This is a genomic window from Thermostichus vulcanus str. 'Rupite' (assembly GCF_022848905.1).
GTDB classification, from domain to species: domain Bacteria; phylum Cyanobacteriota; class Cyanobacteriia; order Thermostichales; family Thermostichaceae; genus Thermostichus; species Thermostichus vulcanus_A.
In genome coordinates this window covers 15,536-34,922 of record NZ_JAFIRA010000024.1, presented here as the reverse complement: position 1 = coordinate 34,922, position 19,387 = coordinate 15,536, and the positions used below count along the sequence as shown (strand labels likewise).

The following is a 19,387-nucleotide window of genomic DNA, read 5'->3' as shown; positions in this document are numbered from 1 at the left end:
CCCTAACTCATACCCGTTCCGAGTTTGTGTTAATATGTCTTTAGTTGACAACCGTAGGGATCCCTCCCATGGGGGCGTTCCTCAGGCCGTTGTCTAATGTTCGATAATGGAAACCGATACCCAGGAGCTTGGTTATGTTAACCACCGAGAAGACCCGTCTGTACTCCACTCGCATTGATCTGCCCCAAGACGCTCGTGTCGAGCTGGTGGGGCTGCTCAACCAGGCGCTGGCGGACACACTGGATCTGAAAACCCAGGTGAAGCAAGCCCACTGGAACGTCAAAGGGATGCATTTCATTGCTCTGCACGAGATGTTCGATACCTTTGCGGGCACCCTGGAAACCTACGTGGATATGCTAGCAGAACGGGTAACCGCCCTTGGGGGGGTTGCGCGGGGCACGGCTCGCATCGTTGCCCAAACCTCCGCCTTACCAGAATATGACCTGGCCGCTGAAGCAGGACGGGATCACCTGCAAGCCTTGGCCGACCGCTACGGTCAGTACGCGGCAGCCACCCGCAGCAACATCGAGCGCTCCACAGAGCTAGGGGATGCGGATACTGCTGATCTGTTCACGGAAATCTCCCGCCAGATTGACAAAGATCTCTGGTTCATCGAGGCTCACCTACAGGCGTAATTCTGGGTAGGCACCATGGGCATCAATGCTCCGCTCCTTTACCTTTCTGCATTGGCTGGCATTCTCGGGGTAGCAGGCTTCTTCGTCCTGCGGGAAGTGTTGCGGGTACGGGCCCAAGAAAAAGTGCTCAACCAACTGCAACCTCGCCTGACCAAAGGAAAGGGATCCCCGCAGGAGCACTACGAGCTAGGCAGTGTCTATCTGCAAAAGCGCCTTTACGATCAAGCCATTGCTCAGATGAAAAAGGCCCTTGAGGTGGCGGGAGAAGACATTCCCCTCGTCTGTAATGCCCTGGGTTTTGCCTATTTCAGCCAGGAGCAATACGATCTAGCCATCCGCTACTACAAAGATGCGGTGACTGCAGATCCCGACTATGTGACTGGCTGGAATAATTTGGCCCATGCCTACGAGAAGAAAAATCTCTATGGACCCAGCCTAGAAGCCTACGAAACTGTCCTGAAATTGGACCCGAAGAATGCCGTCGCCAAACGTCGCTCGGACTCACTGCGCAAACGCCTGCAACCCAGCACCTGAGGGATTGATCCGAGTAGCCAGATTCTAGCTTCGGTAGAAATACCCTTGACCCAGGGATCCAAGGCCGTTTCTGGTTAGAATAAGTCCTCATCAAAGTCAGCACAATGGGTGCTTTTCCCCTCAAAAGAGGGCAGAAATCTTGAGCGCAAATAGAGGATCCGGCATCGTGTTGCCTGGGCTGGTATCATATGTTGAATCAAAATGAGAGGCCATTTCATGGACACGCAATCGGTGGCGCCTGTGGTTTTGGTAATCCTGGATGGCTGGGGTTACCGGGATGCCCTCGATGGCAATGCGGTGCTGAGTGCCCATACCCCTGTCATGGATAGCCTCTGGGCTGCCTATCCCCACACCCTTCTGGAAGCCTCAGGGCGAGCGGTGGGCTTGCCGGCTGGGCAAATGGGCAACTCGGAAGTTGGACATCTCACCTTGGGCGCTGGACGGGTAGTGCCTCAAGAACTGGTGCGCATTAGCGATGCAGTGGAAACGGGATCCCTGTTTCAGGAGCCGTTACTGGTGGATCTCTGCCGCACTCTCAAGGAACGGCGTGGTCGTCTGCACCTGCTGGGGTTGTGTTCCAAGGGGGGAGTCCACTCCCATATTGACCACCTCTACGGTCTGCTCAAACTGGCGGCACAAGCTCAGGTTCCCACTTATATCCACGCAATTACCGATGGCCGCGACACCTTGCCACGGGAGGGTGCAACCGTTTTAGCTGCTCTGCAAAAGGAGTTGGATCTGTTGGGCAACGGTGTGATTGCCACCCTGAGTGGGCGCTACTATGCCATGGATCGGGATCGCCGCTGGGATCGGATCCAGAAAGCCTACGAAGTGATGACCCAAGATGGCCCCGGTCAGGGACGCAGCGCCGCTGAGGTGATGGAGGAGTTCTATAGCCAAGATCTGACAGATGAGTTCATTCCCCCCACCCGCCTCGCTCCTGGTGCTATTCAAGACGGGGATGGGGTCATCTTCTTTAATTTCCGCCCCGACCGCGCCCGCCAGCTCACCCACGCCTTTGTCAGCCCGGATTTTTCTGGTTTTGAGCGCCCGCTGCTACCCAACTTGACTTTTATCACCATGACCCAGTACGAAGCGGACTTGCCGGTGGAGGTACTGTTCAAGCCCCAGAATCTGGATCATCTGCTGGGTCAAGTGGTGAGTGAGGCCAACTTAAAGCAGCTGCGCATTGCGGAAACCGAGAAGTATGCCCACGTCACTTATTTCTTCAATGGGGGTATCGAGCAGCCTTTCCCCGGCGAGGATCGCATCTTGGTACAAAGCCCAATGGTCACGACCTACGACCAAGCACCGGAAATGTCGGCCATAGAAGTCACCGAGAAAGTCGTCGAAGCTATTGCCCGCCGTGAGTACAGCCTGGTGATCCTCAACTATGCCAACCCAGATATGGTCGGTCATACCGGCAACTACGAAGCGACCGTGCGCGCTCTAGAAACAGTAGATCAGTGTATTGGCAAGCTATTGGCAGCCGTGGTGGATGTGGGCGGCACAACCTTGATCTTGGCAGATCACGGCAATGCTGAGGTGATGTGGGATGAGGATCACAACCCCTGGACAGCCCATACCACCAACCCTGTTCCCTGCATTTTGGTGGAAGGGGAAGGCCGAAAAATCCCTGGCTACGGTGGACAGGTGAAGTTGCGCTCCGACGGCACTTTGGCGGATGTGGCTCCTACCCTCCTCCAAATTCTCGGCTTACCCCAGCCTCAGGAGATGACGGGTCGTTCTCTATTGCATTCGGCAGAGTTCTCGGTGCAGCGGCGTCCGGCTCCCGTGGTTCGTTAGTTCGTTGGGTTATCCCGCTGGATTGGGATACTCCGCTACAGGGATCCCTTCCTGTTCAAGCCACGCTTTTAGCTCTGACCATTGACTGTAGGTGGCCAAGATCTGGGATTGGCTGGGATGGTAGGGGGCAGTCAACCGCTCCAGTTGTCGAAACTGAGCCGCCGGAGCAATCACCGCCTCGTCCGCATTGGCAGGGGTAGAGCGCATTAAGGAACTGCTAAAGCCTTTGTAAATTAACACCAAGTCAGCTTCTCCAGACACATCCACCTGCACCCGCAACACTTCCTGAGGGTGCGCTTGACTGTAGCGTTCTAGAGCCAATGGCCAAGGCAAAGCCGTCATGCCTCCTCTCCTCTAGGGATGGGGTTCAGAGGACCACCGGGTCGCAACCGCCAGACAAAATAAACGCTGTAGAGCAGGTAAGCCACCAAGCCAAAGGCCCCCACACGACCCAGCAGCTCCACCGGCACCTGGGGGTGAAAAATCTCTCGAAATCCCAGCGGCGGCGCAAACCAAGCCCGACAAGCCTCCGATAGGGATCCCTGAAAAGCACAGGGCACAAACGCTCCCGAAAAGAGGATCCCAATCCCCATATACCCGGTTAAACTCCAACGCCAGAGCAGAAACACTCGCGCCGCCCAAGTTCTAGACTGTTGCAGAGCCACACTCCAATCCGACCAAAACCAAACGCAGATCAAGATCAACAGACGCGCCATTGCCCCTGTCAAAAAGCTCACCGGCAGGCTAGCAATCATCAAATACACCGTCACTGCCAGCAAGCTGGAAACCCGCCAGTAGACGATCAGCAGTTGAATCAGGGGGCGCAGCCCCACCAAGAAAGCCCAAACCAAAAGGATCAAAGGCAGCAGAACCGTCCAAGCCACCGCGAGGCCATAATCCAGCCAGATTACGTCTGCTAGCCAACTTTCTGGGCTCATGTGCCTTCCCTAGGAGTTCTGTCCCTCAGTATAAAAGTGGCGGGATCACGAAATATTACAATTTCTCCGCTTAGCACAGACAAAACTTTGCACTGGGCGACCCTCAGAAAGTTTTCCAATTTCTGCCGTTGCCGATCCGCGAAAGTGGTAGATTCTTAGAGGAACATCCGGGTGTATCAGGGGGCGAGTTGCTCTTCTGGGCAGAGAACGGACGTTTCACCCGGCCTCAGCTCAGCTTAATGTCATTAAGTATTGTTACTTAATCATGTTATGTTGAGTTACGGTCGAGTCCCGAGAGGTATGACCTCATACTCATGACACGTTCTCCCAGACTCCTCTCCCATAGTTTTAGCCGTTGGAAGGCGACTCAGTGGAAGCCTACGCCACTGCCTCCCCTGCCTGAGGTGTCTGCCCGTTCTAGGGATTCTACGGAATCCGACTCAAAGGTTGCGGTTCAGGATCTGCCAGAACCGACCCCGAGCGTGCCGAAGGCGATGGATTCCGGCAAGGGGAGCTACGCACAGCTGCAATTGTGGTTGGTGGGGGTGACGTTGGCGGTCAGCCTAGCCATTGCCATCTGTGTGGCCTTTGTCTACTCCGTTGCGGTGGCTGCCAACTACCTGCTCGGTGCGCTGGTGGGTTTGGTTTACCTGCGGATGCTGAGCCGAGGGGTGGCGGAGTTAGGCAAAAGCCGCAACCGCTTGGGAGTGACTCGTCTGGCTTTGTTTGTTGGGCTGATCGTCTTAGCCACTCAGGTGGAATCTTTGCAAGTTCTGCCCATTTTTCTCGGCTTTATGACCTACAAAGTCACCCTGCTCATCCATATTGTCCAGACCTTGACACGTTCATCCTCTTCTGCGTGATATCCATGAACCTGTCCTTCTTCTCTCACCCTTTCCTGGCAGAACTGGAGGTTGGCCATCACCTCTACTGGCATCTCGGCAAATTCACCGTACACGGGCAGGTCCTGATCGCCAGTTGGATCGCCATCGCCCTCATCTTGACGGTGGTGGTGCTCGGCACTCGCCAGTTGCAACGGGAGCCCGGTGGTTTGCAAAACTTCGTCGAGTATGCCCTGGAATTTGTCCAGGGGATTGCCCGCGCCCAGATCGGGGAGAAAAACTACCGCCCCTGGGTTCCCTACGTGGGCACCTTGTTCCTGTTCATCTTTGTCTCCAACTGGATGGGTAATCTCTTCCCCTGGAAGCTGATCCCGTTGCCGGAAGGGGAATTGGCCTCCCCCACCAATGACATCAATACCACTGCCGGCTTGGCTTTGCTCACTAGTGTTATGTACTTTGTGGCGGGCATTAGCAAGCGGGGTCTGTCCTACTTCAGGAAGTACATCGAGCCCACCCCGATTCTGTTGCCCATCAACGTCCTGGAAGACTTCACCAAGCCCCTCTCCCTCAGCTTCCGACTGTTTGGCAACATTTTGGCGGAAGAACTGGTGATTGCAGTGTTGGTTTTACTGGTGCCTTTGTTTATCCCGGTGCCAGTCATGATTTTGTTCCTGTTCACGGGGGCGATTCAAGCTTTGATCTTCTCTACCCTCTCAGCTGCCTATATCGGGGAGGCCTTAGAAGGTCATGGGGGCGGGGAACACCACGACTGATCCACAATTGGGTCATCGCTAGGGATCCCTTCTCTGGTAAGGTTTGTTGGGGCTGACAGGTTTGATCTGAAGGCCACTGACAAGGAAGTGATTTGAGGCTGATGTATCGTTTCAGGCCAGATCACCTCACCGTTCGAAAAACGCTGTCTCTCATTTTGTCAATCACTAAGGAGCGTCTGAATTATGGATCCGTTAACCTCTGCTGCTTCCGTTCTGGCTGCTGCTCTGGCCATTGGTCTGGGATCCCTGGGCCCTGGGATCGGTCAGGGGAACGCCGCTGCTGCTGCCATGGAAGGGGTAGCTCGTCAGCCGGAAGCCGAAGACAAAATTCGCGGTAACTTGTTGGTCAGCCTTGCTTTCATGGAAGCCTTGACCATTTACGGCTTGGTGGTGGCTTTGGTGCTCTTGTTTGCCAACCCTTTTGCCTAAGAAGGTTCACGGGGGTAGATTGCCTAGCTCAGGCTATTGCAGGTCTATTGAGGGATCTGCCCCCTGACCTAACCTGATATCAGATCGAAGATTGTTCCTGTTGGGGCTGCAACACCGATGCTCTCTCAAACCCTGTTGGCTGCTGAAGTTGCTGAAAAAGGTGGGCTATTCGATTTCGATGCCACTCTGCCTCTGATCGCCATTCAGTTTTTGCTGTTGGTGGCAGTACTTAACGCTCTGTTTTACGAGCCAGTCACCCGCACCATGGACGGTCGTAGCGACTACATCCGTACCACCCAGGCGGAAGCGCAAGACCGCTTGGATAAGGTGGTGGCCCTGACTCGCCAATATGAGACTGAGATCAGTCAAGCCCGCCTCAAGGCCCAGCAACTGATTGCCGAAGCTGAAGCGGCGGCAGCACGGATCCGGTCTGAAAAATTGGCTGTCGTTCAGGCAGAACTTCAGGAGAAGCTAGAAGCTGCACGGGTACGAGTGGAGGAAGAGAAACAGGCAGCCCTGAGCCAACTGCAACAACAGGTGGATGCCATTGCTGCCCAGATTACCCAGAAGCTATTGGGTAGCACCCGCTGATCTGGTTTGGAAAGTGCGTTCAATGCCTTTGGAGTCGAGCATGACACCCGTGTGGAGCCTGATGCCCAGTTGGATCCTTGCTGTCGCTGAACCAGTGGCCGAGGCCATGGAACTTCTTGAAGACTCGGAAGAGGGGGATCTGTTTGCCAAGGTTCTGGATAGTAACTTGGTCAACATCGCCATTATCCTCATCCTGCTCTTCATCCTCGGTCGCAAGGTGGTGGGTGAAGCTCTGGCCAAACGGCGGGAGGCCATCTTAGAAGAATTGCAACAGGCGGAGCACCGTAAGCAGGAAGCGATTGAGAAGCTCGCGGATCAGCAGCAAAAGCTGGCCCAAGCACAGCAGGAAGCTGAGCGAATCCTTCGCCAGGCGGAAGCCAACGCCGAAGCCCGTCGTCAAGAGTTGCTAGAGCAGGCGGATCGAGAAATTGAACGGTTGCGGGCCACCGCTGAAAAAGATGTGTCTACTGAGCAGGAGCGCGTTTTACAGGAGTTGCGCCGCCAAATCGTGCGCCAGGCCCTGAGCAAGGTCGAGCAAGAGTTGCCGCAACACCTCACCGATCAAGTGCAGCAGCGCCTGATTGACCAAGGGATCCAGATGATTGCCCGCTAGAGGAGAAAGGGGAAGCTATGACCAGCAGTGCAATTGCCGAACAGGTGGTGGATCCCTACGCTGAGGCCCTCATCTCTCTGGGATCTGGCCAGGGGATATTGGACACCTTTGCTGCCGATATTCGCTTCATCGCCGCTGTCCTTCAGTCCACCCCAGAGCTGACCCAATTTCTCTCCAACCCGGTGATTAAAGTCGAAGTCAAGAAAAGCCTGTTGCAGCAGGTATTTGCAGATCAGATTCATCCGCTATTGCTGAATGCCTTGAAGTTATTGACCGACCGTCGCCGCATCATGTTTCTGGGGGCAGTCTGTCAGCGCTTCTTGGATTTGCAACGGAAGTTGCAGAACATTGCCTTGGCCCAAGTGACGACGGCTGTGCCTCTGACGGAAGCCCAGCAACAGTCCATCTGTGAGCGGGTGCAGGACTTCACCCAAGCCAGCAGTGTGGAGTTGCAAACCACTCTGGATCCAACCCTACTGGGTGGAGTGATCATCAAGGTTGGATCCCAGGTGATCGACCTGAGCTTGCGGGGCCAGTTGCGCCGTCTTACCCTACAGCTGACCTAAGTTTGCCGTTGTTTTTTGGATCCTGATCGAATCACGTTTAGAGGACTGTTATGGCTACCATTCGCCCTGACGAAATCAGCACCATCATCAAGCAGCAGATTGAGCAATACAACCAGGAGATGCAAGTCTCCAATGTCGGTACTGTCCTGCAGGTCGGTGATGGCATCGCCCGCATCTACGGCCTGGATAAGGTAATGGCGAGTGAACTGCTGGAGTTTGAGGATGGCACCACCGGCATCGCCTTGAACCTCGAAGAAGACAACATCGGCGCGGTGTTGATCGGGTCAGGGCGCAATATCCAGGAGGGATCCACCGTCAAATCCACGGGGAAAATTGCCAGCATTCCTGTCGGCGAAGCCCTCTTGGGTCGGGTGGTGGATCCCTTGTGTAACCCCATCGATGGCAAAGGGCCGATCAACACGAGTGATTTTCGGTTAATTGAATCTCCTGCCCCTGGCATCATCGATCGCCGCTCCGTATACGAGCCCCTTCAAACCGGCATCACCGCCATCGACGCCCTTATCCCCATTGGTCGGGGGCAGCGGGAACTGATCATCGGTGACCGCCAAACCGGCAAAACCACCGTGGCTGTGGACACGATCCTGAACCAGAAAGGGCAGGATGTGATCTGCGTCTACGTCGCCATCGGCCAAAAGCAAAGCACAGTGGCCCAGGTGGTCGGCACCTTAGCGGAGCGAGGTGCTCTCGAGTACAGCATTGTGGTGGCTGCCGGTGCAGATAGCCCAGCTCCGCTGCAGTGGTTAGCTCCTTACTGTGGTGCAACCATTGCCGAACACTTCATGTACCAGGGCAAGCATACCTTGGTGGTTTACGATGACCTTTCCAAACAAGCGGTGGCCTACCGGCAAATGTCTCTGTTGTTGCGCCGTCCCCCTGGTCGGGAAGCTTATCCAGGCGATGTGTTTTACTTACACTCCCGGCTATTGGAGCGGGCCGCCAAGCTGAGCACGGAATTGGGTGAGGGATCCATGACCGCCCTACCGATTGTGGAAACCCAAGCCAACGATGTGTCCGCCTATATTCCCACCAACGTCATCTCCATTACCGATGGGCAGATCTTCCTAGAGTCCGACCTGTTCAACGCCGGGATCCGCCCCGCCATCAACGTGGGGATTTCCGTCAGCCGTGTCGGCTCTGCCGCCCAAACCAAGGCAATGAAAAAGGTGGCTGGCTCGATTAAGGTGGAATTGGCTCAATTCCGGGATTTGGAAGCCTTTGCCCAGTTTGCCTCTGACCTGGACGAAGCCACCCAAAAACAGCTGGCCCGGGGCCAACGCCTGCAGGAGGTGCTGAAGCAGCCGCAATACTCTCCCCTCTCACTGGATCAACAGGTGGCGGTGATTTACTCCGGTACCCGGGGCTACTTGGATGACATTCCGGTGGAGAAAGTGGCTGCTTTTAAGCAGGGTCTCCTCACCTATCTGGGCAGTACCCATCCCAAATTCGGTGAAATCGTCCGTTCCACTAAGCAACTGACGGAAGAGGCAGAAGAGATTCTAAAAACTGCCATCACGGAGTTCAAGCAAAGCTTCACGGCGAAAGTGAGCTAGGATTCAGCCCAGAGGGCTTGAGATTCACTTGCGTAAGGGTGGGGATCCCCTAAAGTTACTTTCTGCAGCGGATCCCCCCAAGACTCACCACAGCACAGGGGACAGGTCATGGCAAACCTAAAGGGTATCCGCGATCGGATTAAGTCAGTCAAAAACACCCGCAAGATCACCGAAGCCATGCGGTTGGTGGCGGCAGCTCGGGTACGACGTGCCCAGGATCAGGTGAATGCCACCCGTCCTTTTGCGGATCGCTTGGCCCAGGTGTTCTATCGGCTGCAAACCCGTCTGCGGCTAGAAGATGTCAATCTACCCCTGCTGCAACAGCGCCCGATCCAAACGGTAGGTCTGTTGGTGGTGTCTGGGGATCGGGGCTTATGTGGGGCCTACAACTCCAACGTTATCAAACGCACCGAGGAACGCGTCCGCGAAATCCAGGAAGCGGGTGGCCAAGTGGAGCTTTACCTGATTGGGCGTAAGGCGGTGCAATACTTTCAGCGACGCTCTGCCCCCATTGCCAAGACCTATATGAATTTGTCTCAGATCCCTTCTGCGGCTGAGGCAGCTCAAATTGGGGATCAACTGCTCTCGGCCTTCCTTTCGGAAAAGGTGGATAAAGTGGAGCTGATCTACACCCGCTTTGTTTCTCTGATTAGTTCCCGCCCTGTGGTGCAGTCCCTTCTGCCTTTGGATCCTTCCCGTTTATCCACCCAGGATGATGAGATCTTCAACCTGCTGGTTCGAGGTGGCGAGTTTACTGTGGAACGTACCAAGGTGGTGGCCCCTGTTTCTGCCCCTCCCCAAGACATGATCTTTGAGCAGGATCCGGTACAGATTTTGGATGCCCTGTTGCCCCTTTATTTGAACAACCAATTACTGCGGGCCTTGCAAGAATCAGCCGCCAGTGAGTTGGCTGCCCGGATGACTGCCATGAACAATGCCAGTGACAATGCCAGCGAGTTAATCCGTACCCTGGGGCTGTCCTACAATAAAGCCCGTCAAGCAGCCATTACTCAAGAGATTTTAGAAGTCGTGGCGGGAGCGCAAGCCCTGTAGGGTTTCGGTAGGTATCAGGGAGATATCGTCAATTCAAAACCGGAAGAACAGCCATCAGGGCTCAGCGAAAATTACAGCCCTTTCGCTAGTCACCCAGCACGGGGTTAATCCCCTTCGCGATAGCGTTGTGGAGCACTCTATCCCTCTTGAAATGGGTTAGCAACACAGCCGCTGTTGTAGTAAACCCGCGAAAGGGCTGTAATATCCCCTAGGGGCGTAAACGGGAGTCTCGCGGGAGAACCTCTACCTGGCTAACGAAGCCAAAATGGTAAAATTGTCACAGATCAATATTATTGGCTATTGGCCCAGGCTTGCCCCATGCTCCAGACTCTACAGAAGATCCTCGGCGATCCCAACGATCGGAAGGTGCGGCAGTACCGCCCTGCCCTCAAGTTGATCAACTCGCTAGAGATCGAGATCGCCTCTCTTTCGGATGCGCAGCTCAAGGCCAAAACCAGCGAATTTCGGCAGCGCCTGGACAGGGGAGAATCTCTGGACGAACTCTTGCCGGAAGCCTTTGCCGTAGTGCGGGAGGCGGCAAAACGAGTTCTAAACCTGCGTCACTACGATGTGCAATTGATCGGTGGCATGGTGCTGCATGAAGGCCAAATCGCCGAAATGAAAACGGGGGAAGGGAAAACCCTCGTTGCCACCCTGCCTGCCTACCTCAATGGTCTCACCGGCAAAGGGGTTCACATCGTTACAGTGAACGATTACCTGGCCCGTCGGGACTCGGAGTGGATGGGACAGGTTCACCGCTTTTTGGGCTTGACGGTGGGCCTCATCCAGCAGGGCATGTCTCCAGAGGAAAAACGCCGCAACTACAACTGTGACGTGACCTACTGTACCAACAGCGAGCTGGGCTTTGATTACCTGCGGGACAACATGGCCAATGACATCAAGGAAGTGATGCAGCGACCTTTTAACTACTGCATCATCGACGAAGTGGACTCCATCCTGATCGATGAAGCCCGTACCCCTCTGATTATCTCCGGTCAGGTAGCACGTCCCTCCGAGAAATATATGCGGGCCGCCCAGGTGGCGCGGGAGTTGATCAACGAAGAACACTATGAGGTGGATGAAAAAGCCCGTAACGTTATCCTCACAGACGAAGGGTTTGAAGCCGCAGAGCGGTTGTTGGGGGTCTCCGACCTGTTTGATCCTAAGGATCCCTGGGCTCACTTTGTCTTCAATGCTGTAAAGGCCAAAGAACTCTTCATTAAGGATGTCAACTACATCATCCGCGGCCAAGAAGTGGTGATTGTGGATGAGTTCACCGGACGGGTGATGCCCGGTCGGCGCTGGTCGGATGGGTTGCACCAGGCGGTTGAGGCCAAAGAGGGGCTGCCGATTCAAAACGAGAGCCAAACCCTGGCCACCATCACCTACCAAAATCTCTTTTTGCTCTATCCGAAGCTTTCGGGCATGACGGGAACAGCCCGCACGGAAGAAGCCGAATTTGGCAAAACCTACAACCTGGAAGTGACGGCCATTCCCACCAACCGCCCGATTCGCCGCAAAGATGCCCCCGATTTGGTCTATAAAACCGAAAATGCCAAGTGGCAAGCGGTGGCGGAAGAAATTGCCCAAATGCACGAGCGGGGCCGTCCAGTCCTGGTGGGAACAACCAGCGTGGAAAAATCGGAGCGACTCTCGGCCATCCTCAAGGAGATGGGGATCCCCCACAACCTCCTCAATGCCAAACCGGAAAACGTGGAGCGGGAATCGGAGATCATTGCCCAGGCCGGACGCAAAGGTGCTGTTACCATCGCCACCAACATGGCCGGCCGCGGTACCGACATCATTTTGGGGGGAAATGCCGAGTACATGGCCCGCTTGAAGATCCGGGAGCGGCTGATGCCCAAGCTGGCGCAACTGGATATGGACAACCCAATGGGATCCGTACAAGTTGGCGGACGGGGGGGTGGCCAAGGGTTTGGCGGGGCAGCCCCAAAACCGAAAAAATCCTGGGCGGTGGTCTCTGCCAGTCTCTATCCCTGTGAGCTTTCTCAGCCGGTCAGCCAGGCTCTGGAGGAAGCGGTGGCGGCAGCGGTGGCCAAGTATGGTTTGAACCGGTTGCCAGAGTTGGCAGTTGAAGATCTGATTGCAGTGGCTTCCGAGAAAGCACCCGTGCAGGATCCACTGATCTTACAACTGCGGGATGTGTACAACAGCATCAAAGCCGAGTACGAAAAGGTCACCGACGCCGAACACGAAGAGGTGGTGAAGCTGGGGGGGCTGCACGTCATCGGCACGGAGCGGCACGAATCTCGGCGCATCGACAACCAACTGCGGGGCCGGGCTGGCCGACAAGGGGATCCGGGCTCCTCCCGCTTTTTCCTCAGCCTGGAAGACAACCTGCTCAAGATCTTCGGCGGGGATCGCGTCTCCCGCATGATGGACATGTTCCGGGTGGAAGAAGATATGCCAATTGAGCATCCCCTGCTCACCAGCAGCCTGGAAAATGCCCAGAAAAAAGTGGAAGTCTATTACTTCGACATGCGCAAGCAGGTGTTTGAGTATGACGAGGTGATGAACAACCAGCGGCGGGCCATTTACTCCGAGCGGCGGCGGGTTTTGGAAGGGGAGGACATTAAAACCAAAATCCTCGATTACGTGCGCAAAACCGTTGGCGAGATCGTGCGCGCCCACGTCAATCCGGAATTGCCCCCAGAAGAATGGGAAATCGACAAGCTGACCGCCAAAATGCAGGAGTTTGTGCCGCTCCTGAAGGACAACCTCAAGGCTCAGGATCTGCGGGATCTTTCCTACGAGCAAATCTTGGACTATCTGACCAAGCAGGCGGAACTGGCTTACGAAGCCAAGGAGGCCTTCCTGGATACCTTTGAACCGGGCTTGATGCGTCGGGCGGAGCGATTTTTCCTGTTGCAACAGGTGGATACCCTTTGGCGGGAGCACCTACAACAAATGGAAGCGCTGCGAGAATCAGTGGGGCTGCGCGGCTATGGCCAGAAGGATCCCTTAATCGAGTACAAAAATGAGGGCTACGAGCTGTTCCTGGAGATGATGGACAATATCCGCCGCAACACGGTCTATAACTTGTTCGTCTTTACCCCGCAAATTGTGCAGCCCTCTCAAGTGGTTCAGGCGGCTCCAGCTCAGACGGTGGCTGCGGGTGCAGCGGGTACAACAGAGGCCAGTGGGGGCGTAGTGGAAGCGGACTTCAGCGAGGAATAGTTTTGCCAGAAACAGGAGCAGGGATCCCCGAATCGCCCATAGCCAGTCACCGGGGCTAAGTTGGCCAGATGCGAGCCATCCTCCTCTCTCACACCCATTGGGATCGAGCCTGGTACCTTCCGTTCCAGAGCTACCGGTTGCACTGGGTGCGCTTAATCGACCATGTGCTGGATATTCTGGAGAGTCAACCGGATTACCACTGCTTCACCCTGGATGGACAAACGGTGGTCCTGGAGGATTACCGGCAAATTCGCCCCCAACGCTGGCCAGAAATTGAGAACTGGATCCGGTTAGGGCGGCTACAGGTAGGACCTTTTTTTGTCTTGCCAGATGAATTTCTGGTGAGTGGCGAAGCGCTACTCCGTAATCTACAGCGGGGGATCCGGTCGGTGCGGGCCTGGGGTGGGATCCCGAGCGAAGGCTATATGCCCGATTCTTTTGGCCATATTGCCCAGATGCCGCAGATTTTGCAGGGGTTTGGCCTGCGTTCTTTTTTGTTTATGCGAGGGATGTCAGCAGCGCTGTTTGAACGCACAGGCACGGAGTTTTATTGGCAAGCCCCGGATGGCAGCCGAGTTTTGGCCGTCAATCTCCGGGGCGGCTACGACAACCTCTCGGCATGGGGGCATCCGCATCGGTTTGGTCAGTTTCGGGGCAGATTACCGGATCCCCAGTTGGCGGTACAACAGTTGCAGGAGTGTCTGGAACAACTGGCTCCCCACAGCCGTTCGGGGGTGATCCCGCTGTGCAATGGTGGCGATCACATGCCTCCTCAACCGCAAGTGCCAGACCTTCTGGAAAAGGCTCAACGGGCATTCCCAGATATTTCCCTCAGCCACGGCAGCTACCCCAACTTGGTACAGGCCATTCTGGATGCTCAACCGGATCTGGAAACCTACACGGGCGAGTTACTCGGTAACGCCCATCACCCGATTCTCAGCCAGGTGTGGTCGGCCCGGGTTTATCTAAAACAGCACAATCAACGGGTGCAATCGCTGCTGGAGCGCTATGCTGAACCGCTGGTGGCCGCTTTGGGTCCGGAAGGGATCCCGTGGGTGGCCCATCTGGAGGAAGCCTGGCGACAGTTGCTGTTGTGTCACCCGCACGATGACATCTGCGGCTGTAGCATCGACCCCGTACATCAGGATAATCTGTTCCATTTTCGTCAAGCGGAAACCCTTGCTCGCGGTGTGATTGCCGAAACCCTCACCGAGCTGGCCTTGAAGTCCGGGGTTCGGCCCGATCCCGACGTGGAATGGCTGGCTGTGTTCAATCCCCATCCTTACCCCGTCACTCAGCGGGTGTTCTGTTCGTTGCTTTGGCGCCGGGATCCCCCCGCGCAGGGGTGGGTGCTTTGGCATCAAGACTGGGGGGAGATGCCGGTACAGGTTCAACTGGAAGCCCCCGCTGAGTTTCAGGCCCGCCATTTGGATTTTCGCCAGGGATCCCGTCTGCAACTCCGCTTTGAAGTAGAAATGCCCGCCACGGGGCTGCGTTTTTTACAATTGCGCGCGGCTGGCTCTGCCTCCCCGAGAGCCAACGCTGAAACATCATCAACCGGGATCCCAGATCCGATCCAAATCGAGAACACCATTTACCGGATTACTGCCAACGCCAGCGGCCAACTGACTCTGCTGCATAAGCCCTCGGGGCAGGTGATTCCAGAGTTTCTTTGTTTTGAAGATCAACAGGATGAAGGGGATCTGTACAGTAGCAGCTTGACAGGATCCCCACAGATCTTGTCTGAAGCAGCCATCACCCAGCTGGATCCCCACCATCTACAAGTTGCCACGTTGATCCAACCGCCCTGGGATCTCTCTTCTCCTTTGCCGCTGATCACGGACATCAGTTTGCACCAGGAGTGGGTGGAGTTCACCACACGCTTGAATAATACCTTAAAGAATCATCGCCTGCGGGTGTTGTTGCCCTGCCCTACGGGGATCCCAGCCACCTATGTCACCGGGCATTTCCAAGTTCAAGCCCGTCCAAGAGTGGATCTCTCAGCCCAGGATCCCGACTGTTTTCAAGGCTATCCGGGGGAAGGGCTTTACCCAACCCAGTTCAGCCAAGACATGATTTACACCGTCCACAGGGATCCCGGTCAACGTTATGGTGTGCTCATTGCCCATCGCGGCCTACACGAATACGAGCTGGTGGACAGCGGACAAACAGCCCGTTGTGCCCTGACTTTGCTCCGGGCGGTAGGGATACTGTCGCGGGCCGGTGGCGCCATTCGGCGGGTACAGGCGGGGCCAAGTTTGCCCACCCCAGAAGGACAATGCCACGGGGAACACCGCTTTGAGTATGCCTGGCGTTGGCTGGAGGGATCCCCAGAGCCAGAACAGGCTGCCACCCTCGCCGAAGCCTGGGTGAACCCTTTGTGGGCAGAGCAGGTGTGGTTGGGAGACTACGATCAACCCCACCCCCAGAAGATGCCGGCCCAGTTGATTGAAGTGGATAACCCCATCATCGCCCTGTCGGCCCTGAAGCGAGACGAAGCTGGTCGCCTAATCCTGAGGCTGTACAACCGCAGCGGGATCCGGCAACAGGTGCAACTTCAAATTCACCGTCCAATCCGAGCGGTGCATCGTTGTGATTTGAATGAGGATCCGCTCCCGGCGGGGGAATTGCCTTGTATAGCCACTTGTCCAACCCAGGGATCCCTGACCACCCTAGAGCTCCAGTTTGAGCCAGCTCAAATCCTTTGTCTAGCCTTAACAGAGAGCACTGCCAAAAGTGCTCAAAGTTCTCAATGAGTTCGCATTCCTAAGCATTCCTCAGGGGGGTGGCAGGATGTCAGGATAGGAAAAGTGCTAATCTGGGCGCTCTTGCCGGTGAACTGATTGAGGTGAAGACAGCATGAAAAATGGAGGTTTTTGGCTGGCCGGGATCCTGGGGGTGATTTTGGATCAGGTCACCAAACGCTGGGCGGTGGAACGGCTGCTGCCGGGGCCTGAGATTCGCCTGTGGCCGGGGGTCTTTCATCTCACCTACGTGGAAAATACCGGAGCCGCCTGGAGCTTGTTTGAAGATTCGGGAGAGTTCCTCAAGTGGATCTCTTTGGGGGTTTCGCTGGCGTTGATGGTGCTGGCGATTCGAGGCGGGATCATGAGCCGCTGGGAACAGGCGGGCTATGGCTTGGTGTTGGCAGGGGCGGTGGGGAATGGCATTGACCGCTTCACAACGGGCTATGTGGTGGATTTTTTCAATTTTGTCTGGATTCGCTTCCCGGTCTTCAATGTGGCGGATGTGGCGATTAACATTGGGGTTGCTTGCCTGCTGATTGGCTTGTTACGGGGTGACTCGAAAAAAACGGAACCGCCCTCCGCTTTACCCAAGCCGGGAAAAAAATCGGAGGAAGGGATCCCGCCCCACAGCCACTGAGCTATTCCCGCAAGCAGCCCCGCGCTGCACCCGTTAGGTGTTTGCGTCGCGTACCGTAGGTATAGCGTCGGGAGTATGTCACATGTGACAAGATGAGACATGAGGGCTCCAACATCAGCTCCAGATCAATCCCTACACCCCAGCCTCAGCCAGTTGGTGGCTCAGTTTTTGCAGGAGCGAGAGCGAGATTTGGCCCAAGCCAGCCGCCGTACCTATCGTATTGCGCTGGAACAATTTGCCAAAACCTGCCCCGTCCCTCTGGCGCAGATTCAGCCTGTGCATGTCCAGACGTTTCTGAATGGGTTGAAGGGTCGCCCGTTTCAAAGCCGTTCTGGCCAATGGATCCATCCGCCTGCTTCCCCCGCTACCTACAACCTGAAGCGGCTAGCCTTGCAACAGTTTTTTGAATGGGCCCACGGACGCGGCTATTTCCAGACTCCCCTGCCTACCCAAGCGATTCGGGCTGCTCGCCTACCGACCCGCTTGCCCCGCGATTTGGATCGATTGCTGTTGCAACGGGTGTTGGAACGTGCCCAGAGCCATTCGCTGCGTTACGCAGCTTTGATCCGCCTCATGCTGGAGTGCGGGTTGCGCGCACAGGAACTGTTGGATCTGACCATCCAAGATTTTCAGATGAGCCCTGAGGGATCCCTGCTGGAGGTGCGCTGCGGGAAAGGCAGTAAACCTCGGGCAGTGGCGGTTGGAGCTCCCCTTGCTGAGCTGTTGCAAAACTACCTGAACCTGGAACGGGGTCTGTATGCGCCGACGGATCCCTTGTTTGTTTCTCAATCCCGCTGCTCGGCCTACCAGGGCAAACCCCTCACCTACGATGGCCTACGCCATATTGTCCTGAAGCTTACGGAGCCTGAACCGGGCCAGCAAACCCCCCATCAATTCCGTCACAGTTTTGCCACCTTACTTTTGGATCGCGGCGTTGCCCCAGAACACATTCAGCACCTGCTTGGCCATACCACAGCCGCCATGACCATGCGCTACACCCAGAGAGCCAACCTGCGGGCCGCCATCGCCCGTTCCCGCGAAGTGCTGGATCAAGGTTTGGTCTAGGGATCCCTCACTCCCACAACCTCATCCCAACACTAATCACACAATTGCAGACGGGATTGCGGCTGCCGCATGGCCGGGTCGATCTCGTAGGTTAGTTCAAAGTTGATCACCCGCCAACGGTTGGCGGATCCATTGGAGTTGGAACCATCCGGGGCACTGGAACTGAAGCTGACAGGCAAGCCATAGAGGCGAGGTGGGCCAGGACGACGATGGGATCCCTGTTCCAAATAGGGGGAGAGCAATTGGTGATAACGCTCCGCAACAACCACCTGGGTGGCCCGCAGCCCCTGCATGCGCAACCGATCCAATTCTTCATGAATCTCAAAGCGGATCCCATCAGCATGGGTGTGTTGACGGAACCAACGGCCTTCCCAGAAACGCCAACGCCGCCCCGATTGCAAGTGCACCAGCTCCTCCTGCTCAGGATCTGCCTCAAACGCGCCATGCCGATGACAAAGGTAGGTATCCGTCAGGGTCAGGGCAGCAATCGTTTGCCGACAGTGGGGACACTGGATGCTGGGGCCAAAAATGGGATAGGAAAAGGCAACCGTCATAGAGAACCCCACAAAAATGGGCTGTGTGTACAGGCAAATCCACAGTTGTACACATTATAGAGGTTGCCTTTCCGTGGATTTGACCGGAAAGGGATCCCCTGGCAAAATCTGGCAGGATCTCCTAAGGTGAGAAAGAGGGATTCTTCTGAACCCTGGCTTTGCCAACTTGGGTTGAATCTCTGGCAACCTCCGAAACAGCAACGGGGAGTGGGGTAGTACCCACTTTTTTTGTGTTTTTAGGAGCTGTCGTTCTCCAGATTGGCTTTACCACCACCTGGTTTTGATATCGAGTGTGTTATGGCTCACCCTCTGATCCCACAACTGGAAACCCTGGCCCGCCCCTTGGCGACGCAACTGGGGTACGAGCTGGTGCAGATGGTTTTTCATACCAACCAACATCCGCCCATCCTACGGGTGGATATTCGCCCACTCGATCCGCAGCAAGAGACCAGCCACGCCGACTGCGAAGCCATGAGCCAAGCCTTGGAAGCTGAGCTGGATCGGGTGGATATCATCCCCGGCCAGTATGTGCTGGAGATCTCCAGTCCCGGCCTCGGTAACCTCTTGAGCAGCGACCGAGACTTCACAGTGTTCAAAGGCTTTGTGGTAGAGGTCACTCTGGATCCCCCCCACAAAGGCAAAGCACTTTGGTCAGGCCACCTCTTAGGCCGGGATGAGGAGAACGTGATGTTGTCCCTCAAAGGGCGGCGAGTCCAGTTGCCCCGAGCTTCGGTGCAGCAGGTGGCTCTTTCCGAGGCCGAAACTGAGTAGAGCTCAGGGATCCCCGAGGTTGGATTAGCTCAGGTTATACGAACAAGGTTTTTAGCACTCTTCA

General features: G+C 55.8%; 19 protein-coding genes. 16 read left to right on the top strand and 3 right to left on the bottom strand.

The genetic code is table 11. The features are described from left to right. Positions 1-134: 134 nt before the first annotated feature. From dps to gpmI, 3 genes are all read left to right on the top strand, one after another. Positions 135-635 (top strand): DNA starvation/stationary phase protection protein Dps, encoded by a 501-nt coding sequence (dps, locus tag JX360_RS10160; RefSeq protein WP_244350550.1) that lies wholly within the window; start codon positions 135-137, stop codon positions 633-635. Between the two features lie 15 nt (positions 636-650). Continuing rightward, positions 651-1,169 carry a tetratricopeptide repeat protein gene (locus JX360_RS10155; protein ID WP_244350549.1) on the top strand — a complete coding sequence of 173 codons (519 nt, stop codon included), beginning with the start codon at positions 651-653 and terminating at the stop codon, positions 1,167-1,169. 216 nt (positions 1,170-1,385) lie between these two features. Then, on the top strand, positions 1,386-2,975 hold the full coding sequence (gene gpmI, locus JX360_RS10150) for a 2,3-bisphosphoglycerate-independent phosphoglycerate mutase (RefSeq protein ID WP_244350548.1): 1,590 nt from the start codon (positions 1,386-1,388) through the stop codon (positions 2,973-2,975). A gap of 9 nt (positions 2,976-2,984) precedes the next feature. Here gpmI and JX360_RS10145 read toward each other — a convergent pair whose 3' ends face one another. Continuing rightward, positions 2,985-3,317 carry a DUF7734 family protein gene (locus JX360_RS10145; RefSeq protein ID WP_244350547.1) on the bottom strand — a complete coding sequence of 111 codons (333 nt, stop codon included), beginning with the start codon at positions 3,315-3,317 and terminating at the stop codon, positions 2,985-2,987. After that, positions 3,314-3,913 (bottom strand): DUF3177 family protein, encoded by a 600-nt coding sequence (locus tag JX360_RS10140; RefSeq protein WP_244350546.1) that lies wholly within the window; start codon positions 3,911-3,913, stop codon positions 3,314-3,316. The genes JX360_RS10145 and JX360_RS10140 overlap by 4 nt, the downstream gene beginning before the upstream one ends. 314 nt (positions 3,914-4,227) lie before the next feature. Here JX360_RS10140 and JX360_RS10135 point away from each other — a divergent pair, with 314 nt between their 5' ends. The 12 genes from JX360_RS10135 to JX360_RS10080 all read left to right on the top strand — a co-directional run bounded on the left by JX360_RS10135 (position 4,228) and on the right by JX360_RS10080 (position 17,998). Further along, positions 4,228-4,776: an ATP synthase subunit I gene (locus JX360_RS10135; protein WP_244350545.1), complete on the top strand. Its 549-nt coding sequence runs from the start codon at positions 4,228-4,230 to the stop codon at positions 4,774-4,776. 5 nt (positions 4,777-4,781) lie between these two features. Next, entirely contained in the window at positions 4,782-5,528 is a 747-nt protein-coding gene (gene atpB, locus JX360_RS10130; protein WP_244350544.1) for a F0F1 ATP synthase subunit A, read from the top strand. Positions 5,529-5,711: 183 nt separating this feature from the next. Next, positions 5,712-5,957, top strand: coding sequence for an ATP synthase F0 subunit C (gene atpE / locus JX360_RS10125; RefSeq protein WP_235280127.1), 246 nt, complete (start codon positions 5,712-5,714; stop codon positions 5,955-5,957). 117 nt (positions 5,958-6,074) lie between these two features. Continuing rightward, positions 6,075-6,548 carry a F0F1 ATP synthase subunit B' gene (locus JX360_RS10120; protein WP_244350543.1) on the top strand — a complete coding sequence of 158 codons (474 nt, stop codon included), beginning with the start codon at positions 6,075-6,077 and terminating at the stop codon, positions 6,546-6,548. Positions 6,549-6,588: 40 nt separating this feature from the next. Next, on the top strand, positions 6,589-7,161 hold the full coding sequence (locus JX360_RS10115; RefSeq protein ID WP_244350542.1) for a F0F1 ATP synthase subunit B: 573 nt from the start codon (positions 6,589-6,591) through the stop codon (positions 7,159-7,161). A 17-nt stretch (positions 7,162-7,178) separates the two neighbouring features. After that, a complete protein-coding gene (gene atpH / locus JX360_RS10110) occupies positions 7,179-7,727 on the top strand; it encodes an ATP synthase F1 subunit delta (protein WP_244350541.1) in 549 nt (182 codons plus the stop codon). Between the two features lie 50 nt (positions 7,728-7,777). Beyond that, positions 7,778-9,298: a F0F1 ATP synthase subunit alpha gene (gene atpA, locus JX360_RS10105; RefSeq protein WP_244350540.1), complete on the top strand. Its 1,521-nt coding sequence runs from the start codon at positions 7,778-7,780 to the stop codon at positions 9,296-9,298. Positions 9,299-9,406: 108 nt separating this feature from the next. Then, positions 9,407-10,351 carry a F0F1 ATP synthase subunit gamma gene (locus JX360_RS10100; protein WP_244350539.1) on the top strand — a complete coding sequence of 315 codons (945 nt, stop codon included), beginning with the start codon at positions 9,407-9,409 and terminating at the stop codon, positions 10,349-10,351. Between the two features lie 318 nt (positions 10,352-10,669). Continuing rightward, positions 10,670-13,549 carry a preprotein translocase subunit SecA gene (gene secA, locus JX360_RS10095; RefSeq protein ID WP_244350538.1) on the top strand — a complete coding sequence of 960 codons (2,880 nt, stop codon included), beginning with the start codon at positions 10,670-10,672 and terminating at the stop codon, positions 13,547-13,549. Between the two features lie 68 nt (positions 13,550-13,617). Continuing rightward, entirely contained in the window at positions 13,618-16,305 is a 2,688-nt protein-coding gene (locus JX360_RS10090) for a glycoside hydrolase family 38 N-terminal domain-containing protein (protein ID WP_244350537.1), read from the top strand. Between the two features lie 103 nt (positions 16,306-16,408). Then, on the top strand, positions 16,409-16,933 hold the full coding sequence (gene lspA, locus JX360_RS10085; protein ID WP_244350536.1) for a signal peptidase II: 525 nt from the start codon (positions 16,409-16,411) through the stop codon (positions 16,931-16,933). A gap of 99 nt (positions 16,934-17,032) precedes the next feature. Beyond that, a complete protein-coding gene (locus JX360_RS10080) occupies positions 17,033-17,998 on the top strand; it encodes a tyrosine-type recombinase/integrase (protein WP_244350535.1) in 966 nt (321 codons plus the stop codon). A 32-nt stretch (positions 17,999-18,030) separates the two neighbouring features. Here the strand turns inward: JX360_RS10080 and JX360_RS10075 are convergent, their stop codons facing one another. Continuing rightward, a complete protein-coding gene (locus JX360_RS10075; RefSeq protein WP_244350534.1) occupies positions 18,031-18,552 on the bottom strand; it encodes a TIGR02652 family protein in 522 nt (173 codons plus the stop codon). A gap of 297 nt (positions 18,553-18,849) precedes the next feature. Between JX360_RS10075 and rimP the strand changes: the two genes are divergently transcribed. Further along, the gene (gene rimP, locus JX360_RS10070) at positions 18,850-19,323 is read left to right on the top strand and encodes a ribosome maturation factor RimP (protein WP_244350533.1); all 474 of its coding nucleotides are present in this window, start codon (positions 18,850-18,852) and stop codon (positions 19,321-19,323) included. Positions 19,324-19,387 lie beyond the last annotated feature (64 nt).

Coding starts and splice junctions, on each gene's coding strand:
- dps (WP_244350550.1), top strand. CDS start 135: ATGTTAACCACCGAGAAGACCCGTCTGTACTCCACTCGCATTGATCTG.
- JX360_RS10155 (WP_244350549.1), top strand. CDS start 651: ATGGGCATCAATGCTCCGCTCCTTTACCTTTCTGCATTGGCTGGCATT.
- gpmI (WP_244350548.1), top strand. CDS start 1,386: ATGGACACGCAATCGGTGGCGCCTGTGGTTTTGGTAATCCTGGATGGC.
- JX360_RS10145 (WP_244350547.1), bottom strand. CDS start 3,317: ATGACGGCTTTGCCTTGGCCATTGGCTCTAGAACGCTACAGTCAAGCG.
- JX360_RS10140 (WP_244350546.1), bottom strand. CDS start 3,913: ATGAGCCCAGAAAGTTGGCTAGCAGACGTAATCTGGCTGGATTATGGC.
- JX360_RS10135 (WP_244350545.1), top strand. CDS start 4,228: ATGACACGTTCTCCCAGACTCCTCTCCCATAGTTTTAGCCGTTGGAAG.
- atpB (WP_244350544.1), top strand. CDS start 4,782: ATGAACCTGTCCTTCTTCTCTCACCCTTTCCTGGCAGAACTGGAGGTT.
- atpE (WP_235280127.1), top strand. CDS start 5,712: ATGGATCCGTTAACCTCTGCTGCTTCCGTTCTGGCTGCTGCTCTGGCC.
- JX360_RS10120 (WP_244350543.1), top strand. CDS start 6,075: ATGCTCTCTCAAACCCTGTTGGCTGCTGAAGTTGCTGAAAAAGGTGGG.
- JX360_RS10115 (WP_244350542.1), top strand. CDS start 6,589: ATGACACCCGTGTGGAGCCTGATGCCCAGTTGGATCCTTGCTGTCGCT.
- atpH (WP_244350541.1), top strand. CDS start 7,179: ATGACCAGCAGTGCAATTGCCGAACAGGTGGTGGATCCCTACGCTGAG.
- atpA (WP_244350540.1), top strand. CDS start 7,778: ATGGCTACCATTCGCCCTGACGAAATCAGCACCATCATCAAGCAGCAG.
- JX360_RS10100 (WP_244350539.1), top strand. CDS start 9,407: ATGGCAAACCTAAAGGGTATCCGCGATCGGATTAAGTCAGTCAAAAAC.
- secA (WP_244350538.1), top strand. CDS start 10,670: ATGCTCCAGACTCTACAGAAGATCCTCGGCGATCCCAACGATCGGAAG.
- JX360_RS10090 (WP_244350537.1), top strand. CDS start 13,618: ATGCGAGCCATCCTCCTCTCTCACACCCATTGGGATCGAGCCTGGTAC.
- lspA (WP_244350536.1), top strand. CDS start 16,409: ATGAAAAATGGAGGTTTTTGGCTGGCCGGGATCCTGGGGGTGATTTTG.
- JX360_RS10080 (WP_244350535.1), top strand. CDS start 17,033: ATGAGGGCTCCAACATCAGCTCCAGATCAATCCCTACACCCCAGCCTC.
- JX360_RS10075 (WP_244350534.1), bottom strand. CDS start 18,552: ATGACGGTTGCCTTTTCCTATCCCATTTTTGGCCCCAGCATCCAGTGT.
- rimP (WP_244350533.1), top strand. CDS start 18,850: ATGGCTCACCCTCTGATCCCACAACTGGAAACCCTGGCCCGCCCCTTG.